The 20375-nt window shown below is 59.0% G+C and carries 12 protein-coding genes and 6 pseudogenes; 10 read left to right on the top strand and 8 right to left on the bottom strand.

Annotated elements, in window-relative coordinates:
• Positions 1–64 precede the first annotated feature (64 nt).
• The 3 genes from XH89_RS40155 to XH89_RS40145 are packed head-to-tail and all read right to left on the bottom strand — an operon-like array spanning position 65 to position 2364.
• Positions 65–304 (bottom strand): hypothetical protein, encoded by a 240-nt coding sequence (locus tag XH89_RS40155; RefSeq protein WP_128929832.1) that lies wholly within the window; start codon positions 302–304, stop codon positions 65–67.
• Positions 301–1494 carry an IS91 family transposase gene (locus XH89_RS40150; RefSeq protein WP_128929833.1) on the bottom strand — a complete coding sequence of 398 codons (1194 nt, stop codon included), beginning with the start codon at positions 1492–1494 and terminating at the stop codon, positions 301–303. The genes XH89_RS40155 and XH89_RS40150 overlap by 4 nt, the downstream gene beginning before the upstream one ends.
• Before the next feature lie 9 nt (positions 1495–1503).
• The gene (locus tag XH89_RS40145) at positions 1504–2364 is read right to left on the bottom strand and encodes a site-specific integrase (protein ID WP_164935788.1); all 861 of its coding nucleotides are present in this window, start codon (positions 2362–2364) and stop codon (positions 1504–1506) included.
• Between the two features lie 517 nt (positions 2365–2881).
• On the opposite strand from XH89_RS40145, the pseudogene XH89_RS40140 reads away from it, so the two are divergent.
• A pseudogene (locus XH89_RS40140) lies at positions 2882–4248 on the top strand (IS110 family transposase).
• Positions 4249–4875, top strand: a pseudogene (locus tag XH89_RS40135) (IS3 family transposase); the annotation flags it as partial. It abuts the pseudogene before it with no gap.
• Between the two features lie 40 nt (positions 4876–4915).
• On the opposite strand, the pseudogene XH89_RS40130 reads toward XH89_RS40135, so the two are convergent.
• Positions 4916–6275: pseudogene (locus tag XH89_RS40130) on the bottom strand (IS30 family transposase).
• 42 nt (positions 6276–6317) lie between these two features.
• Between XH89_RS40130 and XH89_RS40125 the strand changes: the two are divergent.
• A pseudogene (locus XH89_RS40125) lies at positions 6318–6602 on the top strand (IS3 family transposase); the annotation flags it as partial.
• 302 nt (positions 6603–6904) lie between these two features.
• Here the strand turns inward: XH89_RS40125 and XH89_RS40120 are convergent.
• Positions 6905–8004: pseudogene (locus tag XH89_RS40120) on the bottom strand (ISNCY family transposase); the annotation flags it as partial.
• 75 nt (positions 8005–8079) lie between these two features.
• On the opposite strand from XH89_RS40120, the gene istA reads away from it, so the two are divergent.
• Both istA and istB read left to right on the top strand, forming a co-directional pair.
• The gene (gene istA / locus XH89_RS40115; protein WP_164934316.1) at positions 8080–9378 is read left to right on the top strand and encodes an IS21 family transposase; all 1299 of its coding nucleotides are present in this window, start codon (positions 8080–8082) and stop codon (positions 9376–9378) included.
• Entirely contained in the window at positions 9378–10175 is a 798-nt protein-coding gene (gene istB, locus XH89_RS40110) for an IS21-like element helper ATPase IstB (protein WP_128929835.1), read from the top strand. The genes istA and istB overlap by 1 nt, the downstream gene beginning before the upstream one ends.
• A gap of 129 nt (positions 10176–10304) precedes the next feature.
• On the opposite strand, the pseudogene XH89_RS40105 reads toward istB, so the two are convergent.
• Positions 10305–10730 (bottom strand): annotated as a pseudogene (locus XH89_RS40105) (ISNCY family transposase); the annotation flags it as partial.
• Between the two features lie 184 nt (positions 10731–10914).
• The gene (locus tag XH89_RS40100; protein ID WP_128929836.1) at positions 10915–11736 is read right to left on the bottom strand and encodes an enoyl-CoA hydratase/isomerase family protein; all 822 of its coding nucleotides are present in this window, start codon (positions 11734–11736) and stop codon (positions 10915–10917) included.
• A 200-nt stretch (positions 11737–11936) separates the two neighbouring features.
• Here XH89_RS40100 and XH89_RS40095 point away from each other — a divergent pair, with 200 nt between their 5' ends.
• The 5 genes from XH89_RS40095 (at position 11937) to XH89_RS40075 (ending at position 18949) form a co-directional block, all read left to right on the top strand.
• Positions 11937–13475 carry an AMP-binding protein gene (locus XH89_RS40095; protein WP_128955112.1) on the top strand — a complete coding sequence of 513 codons (1539 nt, stop codon included), beginning with the start codon at positions 11937–11939 and terminating at the stop codon, positions 13473–13475.
• Positions 13476–13508: 33 nt separating this feature from the next.
• A complete protein-coding gene (locus XH89_RS40090; RefSeq protein ID WP_128955113.1) occupies positions 13509–14897 on the top strand; it encodes an amidase in 1389 nt (462 codons plus the stop codon).
• 299 nt (positions 14898–15196) lie between these two features.
• Entirely contained in the window at positions 15197–15871 is a 675-nt protein-coding gene (locus XH89_RS40085) for a GntR family transcriptional regulator (protein WP_128929839.1), read from the top strand.
• Between the two features lie 877 nt (positions 15872–16748).
• On the top strand, positions 16749–17366 hold the full coding sequence (locus tag XH89_RS40080) for an isochorismatase family cysteine hydrolase (protein ID WP_128929840.1): 618 nt from the start codon (positions 16749–16751) through the stop codon (positions 17364–17366).
• A 269-nt stretch (positions 17367–17635) separates the two neighbouring features.
• Complete coding sequence (locus XH89_RS40075) at positions 17636–18949, top strand: CapA family protein (protein WP_164934300.1); 1314 nt, start codon at positions 17636–17638, stop codon at positions 18947–18949.
• A gap of 172 nt (positions 18950–19121) precedes the next feature.
• On the opposite strand, the gene XH89_RS40070 is transcribed toward XH89_RS40075, so the two are convergent.
• Positions 19122–20224, bottom strand: a protein-coding gene (locus tag XH89_RS40070; RefSeq protein ID WP_128929842.1) for an IS3 family transposase whose coding sequence is annotated in 2 segments (ribosomal slippage) — positions 19122–19963 and positions 19963–20224 — 1104 coding nt in all. Because the reading frame shifts where the segments join, the coding sequence is not laid out codon by codon here.
• Between the last annotated feature and the right edge of the window lie 151 nt (positions 20225–20375).

Raw genomic sequence — 20375 nt, 5'->3', positions numbered from 1 at the left:
GACCTATTTGAAGCTGGATTGAACGAAGCCGCGTCTTGTGAGCGAGGACCTATGGGGGCTCGATCTAGGCGCCGGTAGGCGCGATTGACCCGATGTCGGGCCCGCGAGCGAGTGTGGCCGCAGATTGCCGTTGATATTGGCAGCAGAGGATGCCGGCGTCGATAGCGTCGAACGGCGCGTCAAGCCCAAGCGGCTGACTATCGCCCGTTCGCCGCGCGTTGTGAGCGTGCTTGATCGTTCCGACGGAGAACGTCGGCATGGCGATGCCTGCAGTGGGAGCGAACAAGTCGAGGTAGTCGGTCATGATGTATCGCAGCGAGGTGCTGCGCGTCGCGGCGTTTGCGCACGCGGCACAGGCCCAATCTCGACCATGCGGCCTCCGCAGATGGGGCACAAGTCGAGGCGGTGACCAATGAGGATGGCGCAGCGCTCACGATAGTCGACAGCTTCGGCAGGCGGAGGCGGCTCTGGCGCCTTTAGCGCCGCTCGGATGCGCGCGAGTTTGGCGACGCGGCAGGCGTTCGCCAGGAAGCCAAAATGACGGATGCGGCGAAACCCCTTCGGCAATACGTGGAGCAGAAAGCGACGAAGGAACTCCTCAGTGTCGAGCGTCATCACTTTGGATCTGTTGCCAGCGCGATAATCCTTCCACCGGAAGCGGACGTGGCCCTGGTCACAGGTAAGGAGCCGGCCGTTGGCGATTGCAACGCGATGGGTGTAGCGCCCGAGATAGGCCAGAACCTGTTCTGGTCCGCCGAAGGGACGCTTGGCGTAGACGACCCACTCGACCTTGCGGAGGGCGGTTAGATGGCGGGCGAATGCCGCTGGCTCGACGAGGTGCGCGAGATGGCCGAAGAACTGGAGCTTGGTGCCATTGAACGCCGCCTGCAGGCGCTCCAGGAACAGCCGACGATACAATCGTGACAGGACGCGAACGGGAAGGAAGAAGCCGGGGCGACAATGAACCCAGCTTCCATCAGGGGCGATCCCGCCGCCTGGCACGAGGCAATGGGCATGCGGATGATGCGTCAGGGTCTGGCCCCAGGTATGGAGAATGGCGATCATCCCGGTCTCGGCACCGAGATGCTTCGGGTCGGCGCTGATGAGACGGATCGTCTCGGCTGCTGCCTTGAGCAGGATGTCGTAGACCGCCGTCTTGTTCTGCAGCGCGATGGCGGCCACCGGCGCCGGCACGGTGAAGACGACATGGAAATAGGGGACCGGCAGCAGGTCGGCCTGGCGCTCGGCGAGCCATTGGGCGCGCGCGAGCGCTTGGCACTTTGGACAGTGCCGATCGCGACAGCTGTTATAGGCGACGCGGACCAGGCCGCAGTCGTCGCACCGCTCGACGTGGCCGCCGAGCGTCGCTGTGCGACACGCCTCGATGGCCGCCATCACACGGCGCTGATCGGAGGACAGCCGAGGACCCTGCGCGGCACGGAAGGCGCCGCCGTGGCGGCGGAGGATGTCCGCCACCTCGAGCACGGGGCGCATATGCGCAGCTCAGTCGGGTGGGATCACCCTGACGGAGAGTCCATCGAATGGGCTGGTCGTGCGGGCGAGCAGGTTGGTCGCAACCTGAGCGTAGCGCGCGGTCGATCCCAGGTCGGCATGTCCGAGCAGAACTTGAATGATGCGAATGTCGATCCCGCTTTCCAGGAGATGGGTCGCAAACGAGTGCCGGAGCGTATGGACAGTAATCGGCTTGGCAAGCCGAGCGCGGCGGCGGGCGGCGCGGCAGGCCGCCTGGACGCAGCGGACGCTGACATGTTCACTTGGGTCTTGGCCTGGAAATAGCCACAGCCCCGGTCGGGCTCGCATCCAGTACGTACGCAGAATCTCCAGCAGTCGCGGAGAAAGCATCGCGTAACGATCCCTGCCGCCCTTACCGTTCTCGATGTGGATCAACATTCGCTTGCTGTCGATCGAGCTCACCTTCAGGCGGACGACTTCACTAACCCGTAAGCCAGCCGCATAAGCCGTCGCCAGCACGACGCGATTGCGCACCCCTGTAACCGCGTCCAGGAAGCGCTCGATCTCTTCGGCACTAAGCACGAGCGGGAGCTTGTCGGGCTTCTGGCCACCAATGATCCGCTCGAATGCCTCCGTCTGCCCGAGTGTGACGCCGTAGAAGAACCGCAGCGCGCAGGCCACCTGATTGATGTGGGACCACGAGCGCTTTTGGCCGATGAGATGTAGTTGGTAGGCGCGGACCTGCTCGAAACTCAACCGGTCCGGGGCATAGCCGAAATGGCGGCTAAACTTTGCGATCGCATAGATATAGGATTGTTGAGTCGACGGCGACAGATTGCGGACCGTCATGTCCTCGATCATGCGCTGCCGAAGAGGGCTCATCGTAGCCATCTGGGTCTCCTGTCTTGAGAGGGGTGGTGCGAAGACCAACATCCTCTCAGACAGGACACCTCAGTTCAGCAGGTTTGCCCCCTACTGCCGCGTAGCGGGTTCGTTCAATCCTGGGCGAGATCAAATCGGTACACCCCGGCGAGATCATTGGAATCAGCAAGTTCGGCTCCGACCCGGTGCAGGCCTTTCCCGGTCACGGGCAGATGAAGCCGGAGCAGCAGGAGATCGAGCGGCTGCGCCGTGAGGTCGCCAAGCTGAAGGCCGAGCGGGATATCCTAAATAACTGTCCAGCGTCGTGGCGCGCCTGCGCGGGATAGAAACAGCCTTGTGCTATCCTTTAGCTCGGAGGGTAGCGGCCGTCAGCTTATTGGAGGCACTGTCCCCGTTAAAAAACGTGGTCCATGGGCGCATGCGGACTTGAGAGTGGTGACGCCGTTTCGACGGCGATCCCGATTAGGAAGATGACAAATTGGCATAGCCCTGACCCTCCAGCCCATCATCGGACGGAGGAGTTGCGATGCCTAACAGGACAACCGACCGCGGCCCGGACCTAAAGCTGGTCAACCTCAGCCCGGCCGCTATCGATATCGGATCAAAGATGCACATGGCCGCGGTAAACCCGGCCTGCACCGACAAGCCAGTGCGTGCATTCGGCACATTCACGCAAGACCTGCATGAACTGGCGGACTGGTTCAAGATGTGCGGCGTGACCAGTGTCGCGATGGAATCCACTGGGGTCTATTGGATCCCAGTCTACGAGATCCTAGAACAGCGCGGGTTTGAGGTCATTCTGGTCAACGCGCGGTACGCCAAGAATGTACCTGGCCGTAAAACCGATCTCAGCGATGCCGCTTGGTTACGCCAGCTCCACTCCTATGGCCTGTTACGGGGCAGCTTCCGACCGATGCCGAGATCGCAACGTTGCGAGCCTATCTACGCCAGCGCGAGCGGCTCGTGGAATATGCTGCCGCCCATATCCAACATATGCAAAAGGCTCTGATGGAGATGAACCTGCAGCTCCATCATGTTGTGTCGGATATCACCGGCGCGACCGGCATGCGGATTATCCGAGCCATTGTTGCAGGCGAACGCAATCCCGACGTCCCGGCAACCTATCGGGACGTGCGCTGCCACTCATCGATCGAGACGATCCGCGCAGCGCTCGTAGGCAATGACCGCCACGAACATGTTTTCGCGTTAGCTCAATCACTGGAGCTCTACGACGTTTATCAGGCAAAGATGCTCGACTGTGATCGCAAGCTCGAAGTCCTGATCAGTGCATTGAACACCAAAGGAGCAAGACCGGTCGGAAACCTAGCCAAGCCGCGCGTAAAGACCAAGCAGGTCAACACCCCCACCTTCGATGTCAGGACCGCACTGTACAGAGTGCGGGGCGTCGATTTGACTGAGATCCACGGGTTGGGTCCGTCGCTCGCATTGAAGCTCATTGGCGAGTGCGGTATCGATCTAACGGCATGGCCGAGCGCCAAACACTTCACTTCCTGGCTCTGCCTCGCACCCGGCAACAAGATCTCCGGCGGCAAGGTGCTGTCTTCGCGCACACGGAGATCTTCAAGTCGCGCAGCTGCGTTGTTGCGTTTGGCAGCCACAACCGTGGGGCGGAGCGAGACAGCGCTGGGAGCATTCTATCGCCGGTTGTCAGCACGTGCGGGTAAATCGAAGGCGGTGACGGCGACGGCTCGCAAGATTGCGGTTTTATTCTACAACACACTCCGGCACGGCATGAGCTACAAGGATCCTGGCGCCGACCAATATGAGCAGCAATATCGTAGCCGCGTCCTCGCCAACCTACAGCGCCGGGCGAAATCGCTAGGCTTCGTGTTGCAGGCCATCCCGGGCGACGCCAATCCGGCTGTTTCTTAGGAAGGCCGCAGCCTACTTCGCGAAGGAAGCGACATGAAGTTCCCCTTCGTTGCGAAGCACCGGACGATCTGGCCGGTGGCATGGCTATGCGATGCGCTGGGGGTGTCGCGGTCGGGCTTCCATGCTTGGCTGAATCGTTCGCCCAGCGCCAGATCCCGCAGCGACGAGGAGCTCGGCGGCAAGGTCAAGGCCAGCTTCGCCGCCAGCGACCGCACCTATGGCGCACGCCGAGTGTGGCGCGACCTGCTCGCCGAAGGGGCGGATTGTGGCCTGCACCGGATTGAGCGGCTGATGCGGCTGCAAGGCTTGCGGGCGCGGCCGCGACGTCGGCGCTTGCCGAAGGACAGCGGCGATCGACAGCTCGAGACCGTACCGGCGAACCTCCTTGACCGGCAGTTCGCCGCCGAGCGTCCCAACCAGAAATGGATCGCCGACTTCATCTATCTCTGGACGGCCGAAGGCTGGCTCTATGTCGCAGCGGTGATCGACCTGTTCTCGCGCCGCGTGGTGGGCTGGTCGATGAGTGCCGCCATGACCGCACAGCTCGTGACGGACGCATTGTTGATGGTCGTCTGGCGACGCGGCAAGCCGGATGCGCTGTTGCATCACTCCGACCGGGGCAGCCAAGGCGGATTCAAGCGGTCGTCGCAATACCAATTGTGTTCACTCACGATAGCAACTCGTCAAGGGCCTCTGCCGGCGTTTTCCAACCCAGGGTTTTTCTCGGTCGAGCATTGAGGGCCGCGGCCACAGCGGCGATCTCGTCGGCGCCGTGGACGATAAGGTCGGTGCCTTTCGGGAAGTACTGACGCAGCAGCCCATTTGTGTTCTCGTTGGTGCCACGCTGCCATGGGCTGTGCGGATCGCAGAAGTAGATTTGGACACCCGCGTCGATCTTAAGACGATCGTGCTGAGCCATTTCAGCTCCCTGATCCCAGGTCAGCGAACGACGCAGCTCTTCGGGCAAGCTGATGATGGTGCGCGTAATCGCGTCGCGCACCGCTTCAGCTCCGTGCCCTGCGAGAGTAGGCCCATTCTTCATGCGCGGAGCTTCGCCATGCCCCGCAAGCCGGGGAAGATGCAGCAACATCGTGAAGCGCGTCGTACGCTCAACCAGCGTGCCGATCGCCGAGCTGCCAAGACCAAGGATGAGGTCTCCCTCCCAGTGACCCGGCACCGCGCGATCGGCCGCTTCGGCGGGGCGTTGACTGATCATGATCTCCGGCGAGACAGAGCTCCTGTCTCGCCTGCGTACGCGCGCCCTGGGTACCCGCAACACGCGCCCCGTTCGCAAGCAGGCCGACAGTTCGCGGCGTAGCGCTCCCCGCCCCTGAACGAAGAGGGCTTGATAGATGGCTTCGTGGCTGATGCGCATCGTCTTGTCGTCCGGGAAGTCGATCGGCAAGCGTCGGGCAATCTGCTCTGGGCTCCAAGCCCTGGCCCATCGCCGATCCTTGCGCGGGCGGGCGGCCCTTCCACGGAACGGCGGGACCAGGAACGGCAGCGCCACTCAGGGTCGTGACGACGCCAGCCAGCGCTGCTCCCCATAAGTGCGCAAGGTTGTGTTGAGCGCAAGCTTGCTCGGTTTGGGTCGACGGGCCGATCGCTCGGCGTGCCATTGGGCTGTCGACGCACGATACTCCAGGCCGCCGCTGCTCGTCGCGGCATTGCGTCGTAGCTCACGGGAGATAGTCGAGACGGATCGGCTAAGTCGGCGCCCGATCTCGCGGCTCGAAAGGCCCTGAACGCGAAGAAGTGCAATCTCCTCACGTTCCGCAAACGAGAGGTACCGCCCGGACGGCGGCTTGGTCGAAGTACTGAACATCGCTGGTGCCATGCCGCCCGCGTCGGAACAATCTGGTTCCGACAGGCTGCGACATACCAGCCGCCAATGCAGCATCCTCGCTGGTCATCCCCTGCGCGATCCCCAACCAAAATCGCTGGAGTGCAGATCGCCCCGCTACCGGCGGTCGTCCCCGTGACGGCAACGGCGCCCGTCCAGAACGGTGTGATCGTCGCTTTCGAATCCCATCGCAACCTCCTTCGTTCAGGTGTTGCGACGACCGCTTGAATCCGCCCAGTACACAAGCGAGCAGTTCCAGCGCCTGATGGCCGACAACGGCATCGTTTGCAGCATGAGCCGCTCCGGCAACGTCTGGGACAACGCGGCGATGGAAAGCTTCTTCTCCTCGCGCAAGACCGAGCGTACGGCCAACAAGATTTATCGAACCAGAGACGAGGCACGCGCCGATGTGTTCGACTACATCGAACGATTTTACAACACGACGCGCAGGCACTCGACCATCGGCTATCTCAGCCCGGTTGAGTTCGGGCGTAAGGTGGGATTAGCTTGACCGGGTGTCCATCAAACCGGCAGCAGCTCAGTCACGTGTTTCTGTTTAGAATGCACGAGCCGCTCAACAGACACGCCAGATTGTTCATCCATGCGACGCCTTCGGAGCCACTTGATCTAGGACTGACAAAGCCTATAGCGCGCCAATCAGGATGAGAGCGCGTATTGCCTCATGTACTGATGCTCCCGGGTGCGATCGGTTGCCTCATTTATTTTGCTCCTGGCTTGAGTTGAGGAGGAGACCGGGTGCGGAGATGGCCGGGGTTTCGGAGCGCCCGGCCTCCTCCGCTGGTACCTCGCACGTCATTGGAGTGTTGTGACCTCGTACCCTGGCGGCATTTTCTCGCTAGGAGCGAACAGCAGCGCGTTCGCTTGCTCGCTGCGCCAGGATTTCAGCCGACGTTGAAGCGTTCGAAGAAGCTTGTTCGGATAGGCTCCAGGATATTCCTCCTGCAAGCGCGAGAGCAGTTCGCTGCCAGTCCGCCAAGGCTCGGTTTCAAACCATTTTCGCAACTCTGGCGTTGCTCGGATGTGCGGGTCGGGACGACGTCGGCCTCTCTCCGCCTTCACGAGTGGCCGATCCGTCGGTCGCATAGCTCCGTCCTTCCAGGCCGTGCGCAGGCTTGCCAGGAAGCGATCGATCGATTGCGATGCCGCAGCAGGATGGCCGATTGGTTGGGTGTCCCCGAGGACCGCGAGGCGCTCCTGCACGTCGCGGATGTCGCGCAACAACGCGACTGGATCGAGGGCGGCATAGATTTCTTGGAGATGATGGCGGACAGCGTCAGGCGTGCGGGCGTCCGCTGCCAGGCGCTGGTGTGGTGTAGCCGGCGCGCTGTATGTCTTGCGTACACGGGCACCGTCGCGCTGCTTGGCTATCAATTTGAACGAGGGTTGGAAGAAGTTCACGAACAGCCGCGCCGATCGATAGAGTTCAGCCAGCAGCTTGGCCGCTTCCAGGCGCCCTCGAACCGACGATAGCCGACTATCCTGCGCACGACGGCGCCGTTCTTCTGCTCGACGAACGCCTGGTCATTTTTTCGGTAGGGCCGGCAACGCGTGAAGACGATGTTGGCCGCCTCGCAGTAGGCTTTCAGCGTCTCGTTCATGAACACGGTATCATTGTCAGTATCGAAGCCGAGCAGCGCAAAAGGCAATTGTTTGCGCAATTCCGTCAGCACCGTGCTCAACAGCGTTTGTTCGCGCACGATCAGAGGAGCGCACTCCGTCCAGCCGGTAGCAATGCCGGTGAGCACGAGGGTCTGGATGAAGCTGCCGCGCGCAGATGGACCGCTATGCGCGACAAGGTCGGCCTCGACGAATCCGGGCGCCGGATCATTCCAATCTGCCGACGTCCTTATTGGAGCCCTGCGACGCAGGGAATGCGTCGCGTGCCGCTGTCGGGCGACATGGAAAATTGACCCCCTGACGACACGAGGAATTGCCCCCCTCGCGACACGGTCAGAACGGGGGTTTTTATGCAGCGACTCAGTTCAGGTCCTCTGCGGTTCAAAGATCCGCGGAGGGAGGCCATGCTGGAGCCGGACGAGGTTTCGGCGATACTCCGGCTCAACGAGCTGGGGTGGGGTAGCAAACGGATTGCCCGGGAGCTCGGGATTAGTCGCAACACGGTGAAGGACTACGTGGCGGCCGGCGGCTGGACACCCTATCGGCAGCCGCAGCGCAAAAAGGCGCTCGATGGCCAGGAGACCTGGCTCAAGGAGCGCCTGCGGCAGCACCACGGCAATGCCGATGTGATTCGCCAGGAGCTGGCAGCCGAGAAAGGCATCATCGTCAGCCTGCGCACGGTCGAGCGGGCGGTACAGCGCTATCGCCAGGAGCTTGCGGCCGAGGCGCGCGCGACGGTGCGGTTCGAGACACCGCCCGGCAAACAGCTGCAGATCGATTTTGGCGAGCGGCTGGTCGAGATCGGTGGCAGCAAGGTTCGCGCCTACCTGTTCGTCGCCACGTTGGGCTACTCGCGCCGGCACCATGTCAGAGCATTCCGCAACGAACGGCAAGAGAGCTGGTTCGATGGCCTGGAAAGCTCCTTCGTGAAGTTCGGTGGCGTGCCCGAGGAGGTACTGTTCGATAATGCGCGTGCGTTGGTCGTGGAGCACGATGCCGCGATGCGCACCGTCGTGTTCAATGACAAGCTGACCGCGTTTGCCAAGCACTGGGGGTTCCGGCCACGGGCCTGCGCGCCATATCGAGCCCGCACCAAGGGTAAGACCGAGAATGGCGTCGGCTACGTCAAACGGAACGCGGTCGCCGGCCGCACCTTCCCGAGCTGGGAAGCCTTTGAGGCGCATCTTGAAGCTTGGACGCGGGAGATCGCCGACCTACGCCAGCATGGCACGACTGGCGAAGCACCAATTGAGCGCTTCAGGCGCGCTGAGGCGCACGCGCTGAAGCCCATCGCTGGGAGGCCGCCCTTCCAGGCCGCACGTGAACTGATCCGGCGCGTGCAGGCCGACTGCGCGGTCGAGATCGATGGCAACGCCTACTCTGTGCCATGGCGGCTGATCGGCGAGACGGTGAGAGCGACGATCGCCGATGGCGTGGTGCGCATCCACCACGGGATCCATGAGGTGGCCGCTCATCCGATCTGTGTCGGTCGGCGCCGTCGCGTCGTTGACCCTAAACACTTTGAGGGCCTGACTGGCTTTAAACCGAGCCGTGCTGGCGAGCTCGCGTTATCGCCTGTCGCGCCGCCGTCGCCGACGCTGCTGCGGCCACTCGGCGAGTACGAAGCGATTGTGGGAGGGGGCTTCTGATGCGAGCCATTGTCCCCGACCGCCTGAGCGATATGCTGACGCGCCTGAAGCTGACGGCTGTCCGCGACCAACTGGATGGGTTGTTGGATGAGGCCGGTCGACAAGAGCTGAGCCTACGCGAGACTCTGGTGCTGCTGTGCGAGCGCGAGATCGCCCGCAAGGATGAGCGGCGCATCGAGATGACGCTCAAACTTGCTCGCTTCCCGTTCGTTCGCGATCTGTCGGGCTTCGACTTCTCGGCCCAGCCCTCGCTGGATCCGAAGCAGATACGCGAGCTTGCGAGCGCCCGCTGGATCGCCAATGGCGAGAACGTGCTGCTCCTTGGGCCACCTGGCGTTGGCAAGACGCACCTTGCGGTCGCGCTTGGGCGCGAAGCGATCCTGGCTGGGCATTCCGTTCAGTTCGTCGCAGCCACGACTGTCGTTGCGCAGCTTGCCAAAGGTCACAGCGAAGGCCGGCTCGAGGAGCGACTCGCGCAATTTGCCAAGCCAAAGCTCCTGATCATCGACGAGCTCGGGTATCTGCCCTTTGAACCCGATGCCGCGCATCTGTTCTTCCAGCTCGTTAGCCGTCGTTACGAGAGAGGCGCGATCCTGCTGACCAGCAACCGCAGCGTCGGCGAGTGGGGCTCGGTCTTCAGCGACCCCGTGGTCGCCACCGCGATCCTTGATCGTCTGCTGCACCACAGTCACGTAATCACGATCCGCGGCGACAGCTATCGCTTGAAGGAGAAGCGCCGCAGCGGACTTCTGCAGAAGCCCGCTGTACCAGAAGCCAAATCGGAGAAGAAGTCGTGACGCAAGCCGCTCGCTCGCTACAGCGCTATGAAGGGCGCGCTTCGCGAGCGGCTTGCTTCAGTCCTGCAAACAACAAGGGGGTCGCTTCCTCATGTCGTTGCGGGGTCAAATCCGGACGTCGCTTGACAGCCGCCGACGCTTGCGACCTAATCCTTCTCGGACCCCCACCAATGCGCGGTCGATCGTCGCAGCGCTCATTGCCAAAAGTTTGTCGCGGATCTCGGGGGTAAGGTCGAGGTGGCCATGCCGTTCCATCGCCTCAATCAACGCAGGCATTAACGCCTTCAGCCGCTTCCCGCAGATCCGGTCTGACGCCTCCCAAAGGAGCACGAGCGCGTTGTGTTCTACCTCATTATACATTCGACGTCGCGCCCTTCGGCTTGGGCGCGCGTCTTCCTCACCTCGAAGTAGTCGCATCGCCTGCTTGCGATGGAATCCGGTGATGTCGACGAACTCGTCCAATATCCGCGTCTTCTTCGCGCGATCCGAACGCCGATAGCGCGCGCCTGCTGCCGCCGTCAGTTCCTTCCGCGTTGCCATGCTTAGCCACCCCATCTTCGCCCCCGCTCGCTCCCGATCCAAGGGAGCAATTTACGTGAGGCAACGGCTCAGCATTTGGTAACAATTAGGGCGAGACAATGCGGAGTCTCACCCTGATCGCCGCCGCGCAAAAGCCAACCGATCGGAGGACGAGGCAAGGCTTAGGCAGTTTATTTTTGCTGTGCGAAGAGCCTTGGCCTCACACGTCTGCAAATGAAGGAGGCCGGCGCTCACACCACGCTTTTAGGCCCTCTCGGGCATCAGGTGATGTTAGGCTTTCGAAAAACTTCGCATTGATCTCGACCGGGTCAGCAGTGCCTCGACGAATTGAATTGAGCGACGTCTTCAGGCCCCGGAGAGAAGCCGGCGAACGCTGGGCGAGCATCCCGGCAAAATGCTCTAATCGCGCTTCAAGCGCATCCGAAGTACACACCTCGGTAAGATAACCCATCTGTAACAACGTGATGCTGTCAACTTGCTCGCCTGTTAGAAAAAGGCGTTTCGTTTGCGACAGGCCAAGCCGCTCCACGTAACGTCGTAAACCAGAATAGTAGTACTGAATACCGAGGCGAGAAGGAGACATTTGCAAGAGACATCCCCGCGTTCCGATACGAAAATCACATGCAAGCGCGAGGTCAGTAGCGCCTCCGTAAATGTTTCCATTCAGGCCGCATATAGTAGGAAAGGGGCATTCTTCGACAAGATCGCACATCGCGGCGAACAGGGCTGTACATGCCGCCGCACGATCACTCGACAATGTATCCAGGTCAAATCCTGAACTAAAACTTGGACCTTGAGCCGTTATCATTAGTACTCGCACGCTCGACTGCCGAGCCAAAGTCGCGACGATTTCAGAGAAAGTCTCGATGTCTGTTGGCTCGAACCGATTGTGCTGCCGAGACCGGTTCAATTGAATTCTCGCGATCCCTTTTGACACATGCAAGGTCGGCAAGTTCCCGAGCTCAGATGCTTCTTCATTCCTTTGTTTCCCTGCTGCGACCTCACTTCCAAATTTATTCATTCGATTCCCTCGACTGGCGAAACCTGCGCTGCAGGGACGGGTAGGTGAGGCGCGGTTGTCAACGATGAAGCACAGAAGCTTCGGCCCTATGCCCTCAGCCCCTCCGTATTCTTTTTACGTTGACAGATATTTTTTTTACATTCAATAGAATATCTCGGAAACTGGCCCTGCCGGCAGCGCGGCGAGGAGAGGCGTAAGTCATGTCCAACCGCAATTTCTATGTCCTGGTTGAGGGGAGGGCCGAGGCAAACCCGACAGACGTGCTCCTAGAGCTTGAGAGCGGCGAAACGCTATCCGCTCAGTGGCTGCACAAGCTCTGTGGTAGCTATGCCAGCGTCTTCCGGCGGCTCGGATGTGCGGTCGGTGATCGCGTGGCCGTCCAGGTCGAGAAGTCCGCACATGCTTTCGCGCTCTATCTTGCCTGCCTCCGTGCTGGGCTCTGCTATTTGCCCATCAACACAGCTTATCGCTCAGCTGAGTTGGCCTACCTTCTAAAGGACGCGCAGCCTTCCTTCCTTCTCAGAGGACCAAATACGGAAGCTCTTCCCGACATGACGGTGCCTCGGTCAACCAAGGTCTTAACGTTTGGCATCCGGGGTGAAGGAACATTCGCATCACTTGTCAAAGCAGGAGAGACCTCGTTTAGCACCGTCGAACTCAATGGTGCGGCTCCCGCAGCTCTCCTCTACACCTCAGGCACAACCGGCCGGCCCAAGGGTGCTCTGATCAGCCATGCTGCGCTCTCGTACACCGCTCAAACGCTGAGTCGATTGTGGGGCTTCTCGTCTTCGGATGTTCTGCTACATGCGCTGCCGATCTTCCACAGCCATGGTCTATTCATCTCATTCAACGTCGCGCTGGCAGGCGGAGCGCGAATTCTCCTGCAAAATAAATTCGATGTAAGTCCAGTGCTCGACGCAATTCCTCGCTCAACCGTTTTTATGGGAGTGCCAACTTACTATCATCGTCTATTGACCTGCCCTTCGCTGGCCAGCTCTCTTTGCCGAAACATGCGACTGTTCATATCCGGTTCGGCACCACTATCGGCTCCGATGCATCGCGATTTTGAAACTCGGACAGGGCACCGTATCCTGGAGCGTTATGGTTTGACCGAGGCAATGATTCTCTGCTCGAACCCCCTGGAAGGTGATCGTCGACCAGGTTCGGTAGGGCTACCGATTCCCGGTGTTGATTTGCGTATTGCAGGCGAGCGAGATGAAGCTCTGCCTGTCGGACAAGTAGGTATCATTCAAGCGCGAGGACCGGGGCTTTTCTCCGGTTACTGGAACAATGCTGAGCAAACCAAAGCCGAGCTCACAGCAGACGGGTTCTTCCGTACCGGCGACATGGGTCTCGTCGACGAGAAGGGATACGTCTCGATTACAGGCCGCGCCAAGGATCTCATCATCAGCGGCGGATACAACGTCTATCCCGCAGAAGTTGAGGCTGTAATCGATGAACTGACTTCCGTTAAGGAGTCAGCCGTTGTCGGAGCAACTCACGCGGATTTCGGAGAGTGCGTCGTTGCCTTCGTAATTGCTAGCGATAAGAGCGACCCACCGAGCGAAAGCGAGGTGATTCAGCAGGTCAAGCGAAACATGGCAAGTTACAAAACCCCCAAGAAGGTCATCGTAGTCGATGATTTTCCACGGAATGCTATGGGAAAAGTCTTGAAGAAGGAGCTCCGGACGACACTAGCGGACTTTCCCACGCTTGGCTCGGATAACGCCAATAGATAATCGGCCTCCCTAGGCTAACTGGAGATTGCACACTTGTGCGCATACCATCCCGCTGAATTTCAAGCGCTGACATTTCATGATGCGGTACCCGCCTTCAGAGAAGGACGAGATAGCCCGCGCAAATACCTTGAGCGCTGTCTCGAAACGATCGACGCTCGCGAGCCCACCGTGCGAGCTTGGGTCGAAATGAACGTGCGAGAGGCGAGGTCCGTGGCTGATCGATCCACAGCGCGTTACCTCGCGGGACGAGAGCTTTCGACCATCGATGGCATGCCGGTCGGGATCAAAGACCTCTTTATGACAAAGGATATGCCCACGCGTATGGGATCTCCCTTGTTCAGAGACAATCACACTCATCAAGATACGGCTTGCGTCCAGGCATTGAGAGCCGCGGGCGCCATCGTGCTCGGTAAGACAGTGACGACGGAACTCGGCATGTCCTACCCTGGACCGACTACCAACCCGTTCAGCCATCGCCATACCCCCGGCGGATCGTCGAGCGGATCGGCAGCGGCCGTCGGCGCGCGGATGATACCTGCGGCAATCGGAACGCAAGTGGCTGGCTCGGTGATTCGACCAGCGAGCTTTTGCGCGAACTATGCGATCAAGCCGACAATGGGCGCCATCCATCGTGGGGAGCGTCTGGCACTTAGCCAAAGCCACGTGGGGATCCATGCTGGCGACCTTCGTGACATGTGGCATGTGTCGATTGAAGTCGCAAAGAGATCAGGCGGCGATCCCGGCTATCCCGGCCTTTACGGTGAGACAACTCTTCATCCGGCAACCCGGCCACTACGAGTGATTGTGATGGAGGCCCAAGGTGCGGCAGAATTGGACGACGATTCCAGAGACGCATTTGAACGGTTCCTCACTCAGCTTCGCCACGCCGGCGTCCACACCATCGACAGAACCAACCACTCGCTGGTCGACTCGTTCGAACGTGCCATCGACGAAAGTCTTGAAATTACTCGTGACGTTTGTGCCTACGAGATGCGCTGGTCACTGGAGAACCTTGTAGAAAGGTTTGGCGGAGGGCTGAGTGACAGCTTGACCTCTCGTCTGGAACTCGCGAGAAAGATGAGCATAGATGACTATCGTCAACTACTCGCCCAGCGCGATAAGGCAAGAGCAGCCCACGCCGCAATTGCTCATATCGCCGACGCTATCGTTGCTCCGTCCTCCGTTGGACCAGCTCCAAAATTAGACAATCAAGGACTTGACTCGGGCATCTCACATACAACAGGCCTGCCGAGTTACAATGCTGTTACCTCCGTCTTAGGGGCGCCAACTATCACGCTTCCGCTTCTTGCGGTGAGGGGAATGCCTCTCGGAATTCAGGTTATTGGCCAGCAGCATACCGATCAGCACCTTGTAGGTTTAGGGCGTTGGATCAGCGAGACTATTCCGGCGCGATCGGTCTAATCTCTGCTGGCTCATTCTGAGTTCGACCGGCATGGGCCCTTGGCGAGGTAAATTCGGCAGCATCTGATCTCGGGCCCGTATGTTCGTCGATCGTCTCACCATAGGTAGGGGAAGTAGCGCCTAGGTTGAGCGCCGGGCCGGCAAATCGCGTGCTCCTTCGAGTATTGTTGGGCTAAAGGTTCGAGCCTTTGAGCTACCGGTTGACGAACCGGTCCGCCTCTCGTCGCGATACAATTGCGAAACTTTTCGCTATCTACTCGCGGATCGTGGTATGAACTCCCATACCCGCGGGCAGGACCGTGCTCAAATTCAACCGAACTAGCGAAATCGCCAACTGGATCAAGACCGAAATTGATTCCGGTGCTTTGCAGCCAGGATCCAAGCTTGATGAAAAGCAACTCTCCGACAGGTTTAACGTTTCGAAGACCCCTGTCCGGGAAGCCCTGATACAGCTGGCATCGCGTGGCTTGGTAGATCTGAAGCAGCGGAGGGGTGCGACCGTCTCGGTTCTGAGTGCGGAGCAAATTGTCGCTATGTTCGAAGTTATGACGGAGCTTGAGGGAATGTCTGCAAGGCTGGCCGCGGCGCGAATGCCGACGGACCTACAGGCGCGCCTCCGCGACATACACTCTCGCAGCGAAAGCGCGCTTCACAATGCGCAGCTGTACGATGCAATTAATAAAGAGCTCCATGAAACTATCTACGAGGGTGCGCAAAACTCATATTTGGAACAGTCGATAAAAGAGACCCGCGCTCGCCTGCGTCTCTATCGTCGGTACCCATTCCAAAAACCAGGTCGCATTCAACAGTCCTATCAAGATCATTGCTCAATTGTGGCAGCGATCACCCGAGGAGATGCCATGGCGGCTGCTCAGGCTATGCACGATCATCTCACGACTGGCGGACGCGTTTTCGCAGATCTCGTGGCGGAAGCCGCTCGTTTTGCGAATACACCTGATAAGGCGGCGGGATAACCCCGCCCAATTGCCTCCACCTACTCGGCAACTCTTCTCGTCTTCTAACCCGCGTGGCGCGATATGGCGCGAGCAGCAATGTGGAGCACGAACTATCACCGGTCACATAAAACCTACTGATCAACTCAACCGACGAATTGATGATTTTCTCGCTTGCCGATGACACATCGATCGGATCGTATTACATCATCTGCTTCACCTTCCAGGCGCCATCCCTCGCAAATCCCACAAGGGCTGCAGGAATTCTTCAAGTCGGCAAGAAAATGCGACGCAAATCTCTGTACGATACTAGTATCCTAAGCGCATGGAATATATCGGAGACGACCTCGCGGGGACCGACAAATGACGCTCCAATCGAACAGTCACAACAGCCCGCAAGCGATTGGCGCTACTCCAGTACACGAGCATCTCTACCATTTCCATCGCCGCGATTTTCGTGCCGGGCGGCTCTTCTTGTTGGCCCGTAGGAAGCGGGCACGCACAGAGACGGGCCAACCGCCGATGTTGCTCGCCGTAGCGCCGGCGACACAAAGGCGGCAATCACCGCGGCTGAGCGCTCATTTCCGGTCCGCCGAATTCTTGCCTGCAAAAGCGCAGCAATTCTGAGGTCGTGGGCCGGACTAATGCGGAAGAGCTGGCGCTTCTGGTCGCGAGCGAACAGGGCCAGTTATGGATGAACCCGCGATAAGAAAACACTCTTGTGAACGAGCAACAGGCAGCCCGCTCTTGATCAAGGCTTTCCAACGAAACTTGGCTCATAGGCCGACCGAAGGTCGGTCTCAAGAAGCGCGAGTCGCCGTCACATGATAGGCCCAGGCCCGATGGAACGATCCTTGCTAGATTGATCGGAAGGGTAGATCAAACCCAGGAGCGATACATGAAGAATTATGACGGCCCCATTGACCCTCAAAAAACAGCATTGCTAGTTGTCGACCTGCAGAACCACGAGATTTCTGAGGAAGAACAGCGCAAATATCCGGAGTACGTGGACCGCGTGAAACATCAGATCGTGCCGAACGTCCAGCGGCTACTGCAAGCCGCGAGGTCGTGCGGCGTGGAAGTGATGTACACGGTAATCGAAAGCCTCACCAAGGATGGGCGCGATCGTTCGCTTTGCCACCGTAAGCTAGTCATCCCAAAGGGGTCATGGGGAGCTCAGGTAATTCCCGAGATAGCGCCTGGCGAAGACGACATCGTCTTACCAAAGACAGCTTCTGGGGTATTCAGTTCGACCATCCTGGAGCGGGTTCTTCGTAACATGGGCATTGAGGAGGTAATTGTTGTTGGCGTTTTAACGGATCAATGCATCGATATGGCGCTGCGCGACGGTGTAGATCGCAGCTTCCATATGATTTGCGTCACCGACTGCTGCGCCGCCTATACTGAAGAGAGACACAATTACTCTCTTCGTATGCAATATGGCGCTGTCCGGAAAGTGACGACGGAGGAGATTGTATCGGAACTCTCAGGCAAGTTATTCGCCCGAAACAGCTGAGATTTCCCTTCTTGAGATTCCCTCAGTAAGCCGAGCGGTTTGTTTTCTGTCTCTTTTCCGCTGAGCAAGAGATGCAAAACGAGATCCTAACGTCTTACCCCTGAGAGGGAATCTCGAAGAGCTGCGTTGAAGCGTATGACACGCGCGTCAACGTTAACACCTGTGGCGCTTGTGCATTGCGGAGACTTCGGATGCGAAAGAGCCTGGTTTGCGTGCTGCGCAGACTATAAACCGTAGATCAAAAGCCATGCGACGAGGAGATGCAAGCCGTGCCGCGTAAACTTCCCAACACGCCTGTTGATGTCTGGCGCACAACTCCGGAAACGTTGGACCTGGCGGAAAACGCCAAGCGATTTGGCTGGTGGGATTTTCCGCTCGAAAGCGCTGCAACAGATTCGGCAGAAATGGATGGAATTGACCGCGCGTACTGGTTCTATAAAAGCGCGCGCCCAATTACGAGAACATCACGGGATGTTTCTGATGCGTTGTTCTTGAACGACAAGTCTATTGTGGAATTACCGACTGCATTTCGAAAGCAGCAGACTGCGACTCTGAGTGCACTGGGGGATCTGATCCAGGCGCGCGGGCTAGAACACTCTAAGGATCTTTTGTTCGAGAGCATCGAAGCCGCTGTCTTCAATGCCGATATCTCTTTCGCGAATTATGAATCTGTGGTGGCAGACGATCATGTCGTGAGCGAGGCTATAGGCGACGGCCGCTCTTCGATGATGTGTTGCTCATCGGCCCAATATTCCGCATTAACAGAACACCAGGGTAGACGTTTCACGATTCTTAACCTCGCGAACAATCACTCATTGGACTTGGGCGTTCAGGGTCTTCGAACCACTCAAGAGCTCTGCAGAGCGAATGGGATCATTGAAATCGGCGCCCCTCGATGCGCCGAGGAGTACGGCCGGGGCACGGTTTTCACGAAGAGGGGCATCAGGTTCGGGTTCGTGTCGGTCACATTCGGTCTCAATGGGCGACCCCTACCCGACGGTGAACATTATTGTGTGCACGCGTCACCGCTCATGTCCAAACGTGTCGTGGCCGATCTTGAGCTACTCAAATCGCAAATAAGGAGCTGTAAACATCAGAATGCCGATGTCATCATCGCCTCAATCCATTGGGGCTTCGAATTCGAGTTTTTTCCAAGACGAAAGCAAATTGAGCTCGCTCATGCGCTTGTGGAGGAAGGCGCCGACATAATTTTGGGCCATCATCCTCACGTAGTTCAGCCGATCGAGTACTACCGCACTACACGTGATCCCAACCGAGTTGCGGTCATCGCTTACTCCTTGGGTAGCCTAACTTGGGACTGGTATACGGCTCCACATTTAATTTTGAGCTTGATGCTGAACTTTCAGTTCGCAAAAGGTGATACAAGTGCAGGAAGCCGTACTTACATCGAAAGTGTCACCGCTACTCCTTTGTTTAGAAATATCTTCTACAGGGGCGATAACAAAGTGATGCGCATTGAACAACTTAGAGACCACCTGGATGCGAAAAATGCCGACTTCGGTCACTTAGAACAAATGCAACAATACGTAGACTTGATTTCGGGCCGCGGAGCCCCGGTTTGACGAGCTCGCGACAGCCTCTCATCCAAATGCTCTCCGCCATCAGGTGCGACCGTGAATGTGTAAGCGGAGTGACCTGCCACTGAATGTTCATCCAGCGGCAGTTAGAGTCTCGGAGTTTTGTGCAGCGAGACCGAACTTTGGACCACCCGGAACTAGAGTTTTGCGCCTCTGATCACGTTGGCGGGCTGGTGTCGCCGACGTGATTTTGCAGCAAAATCGGCGGCCGATTGCCGATCGCCCCGTGGGGCCGTTCTTCGTTATAGTATCTTCGCCAAGTCTCCACCTTTTGCCGGGCATCCGCAAGGGACAGGAACCAATGGGTGTTGAGGCATTCGGCCCGGAAGCGGCCGTTGAAGGCTTCGATGAAGGCGTTGTCGGTCGGCTTGCCGGGTCGTGAGAAGTCCAGCGTGACGCCGCGCTGGTAGGCCCAGAGGTCAAGATCGCGCGACACGAACTCGCTGCCTTGATCGACCCGGATCGTCGCCGGGAGTCCCACTTCATTGCAAACCCTTTCCAGTACCTCCACGACATCGGTGCCGCGGAAGGTGAGCCGCGGCTCCAGTGCGGGCGAGAAGCGGGAGAAGATATCGACGATCGTGAGCACCCGGAGATTGCCGCCGGTGGCCAGCTGGTCATGAACGAAGTCCATCGCCCAGATCTCGTTGACCCGCGTCGCGGGCCGTCGGTCGTCGCGCAACTTGGCCTTGACCCGGCGCTTGGGCGATTTGTTGCGCAATTGCAGGCCCAATTCGCGATAGATGCGACGGGTCTTGTTCTGGCCGTGACGCCATCCCTCGCGGCGCAACAGCACATGGACGCGGCGATAGCCGTAGCGGATGCGAACATGGCAGATCTCCTTGATCCGAGCTTCGAGGGCCGCCTGGCCGGAGCGACGAGATTTGTAGTGATAGGTCGATCGATCGAACTCGAGGGCCTTACAAGCCTTGCGGATCGAGACCTGCCACTCCCCGCAAACCTCATCGACGAGCTTGCGCTTCCGACCAGGCTTCACAGCTTTCGGCGGATCACGTCCTGCAGCATCTCCTTGTCGAGCGATAGGTCCGCCACCAGCTTCTTCAGCTTGGCGTTCTCGTCCTCGAGCTGCTTCAACCGGCGCATCTCGGTCGGCAGCAGTCCGTCGTACTTTTTCTTCCAGTTGAAATAGGTCGCCTGGCTGATCCCGGATTTGCGGCAGATCTCCGCAACCGGGACCCCGTCGTTGCCCTGCTTCAGGATAAACGCCTTCTGGGCGTCCGAAAACTTCGAGGCCTTCATCGTCGTCCGCTCCTCCCAGCCGAGGGGATTCGGCAGCGCAAGACTCTAGCCAAAATTGGTCCAGTTTGCCGGCCTCAGGTCAGCGGTAGCTGAAGCGCCGCCGCTCGTTGGCGAAATCGCGCAATCGGCCACGCAGAATTGCGTCCGGCGG

The sequence above is a fragment of the Bradyrhizobium sp. CCBAU 53340 genome, from assembly GCF_015291645.1.
Taxonomy (GTDB): domain Bacteria; phylum Pseudomonadota; class Alphaproteobacteria; order Rhizobiales; family Xanthobacteraceae; genus Bradyrhizobium.
Note: the sequence above shows the minus strand (reverse complement) of the source record. Positions and strands in the feature narration are given on the sequence as shown.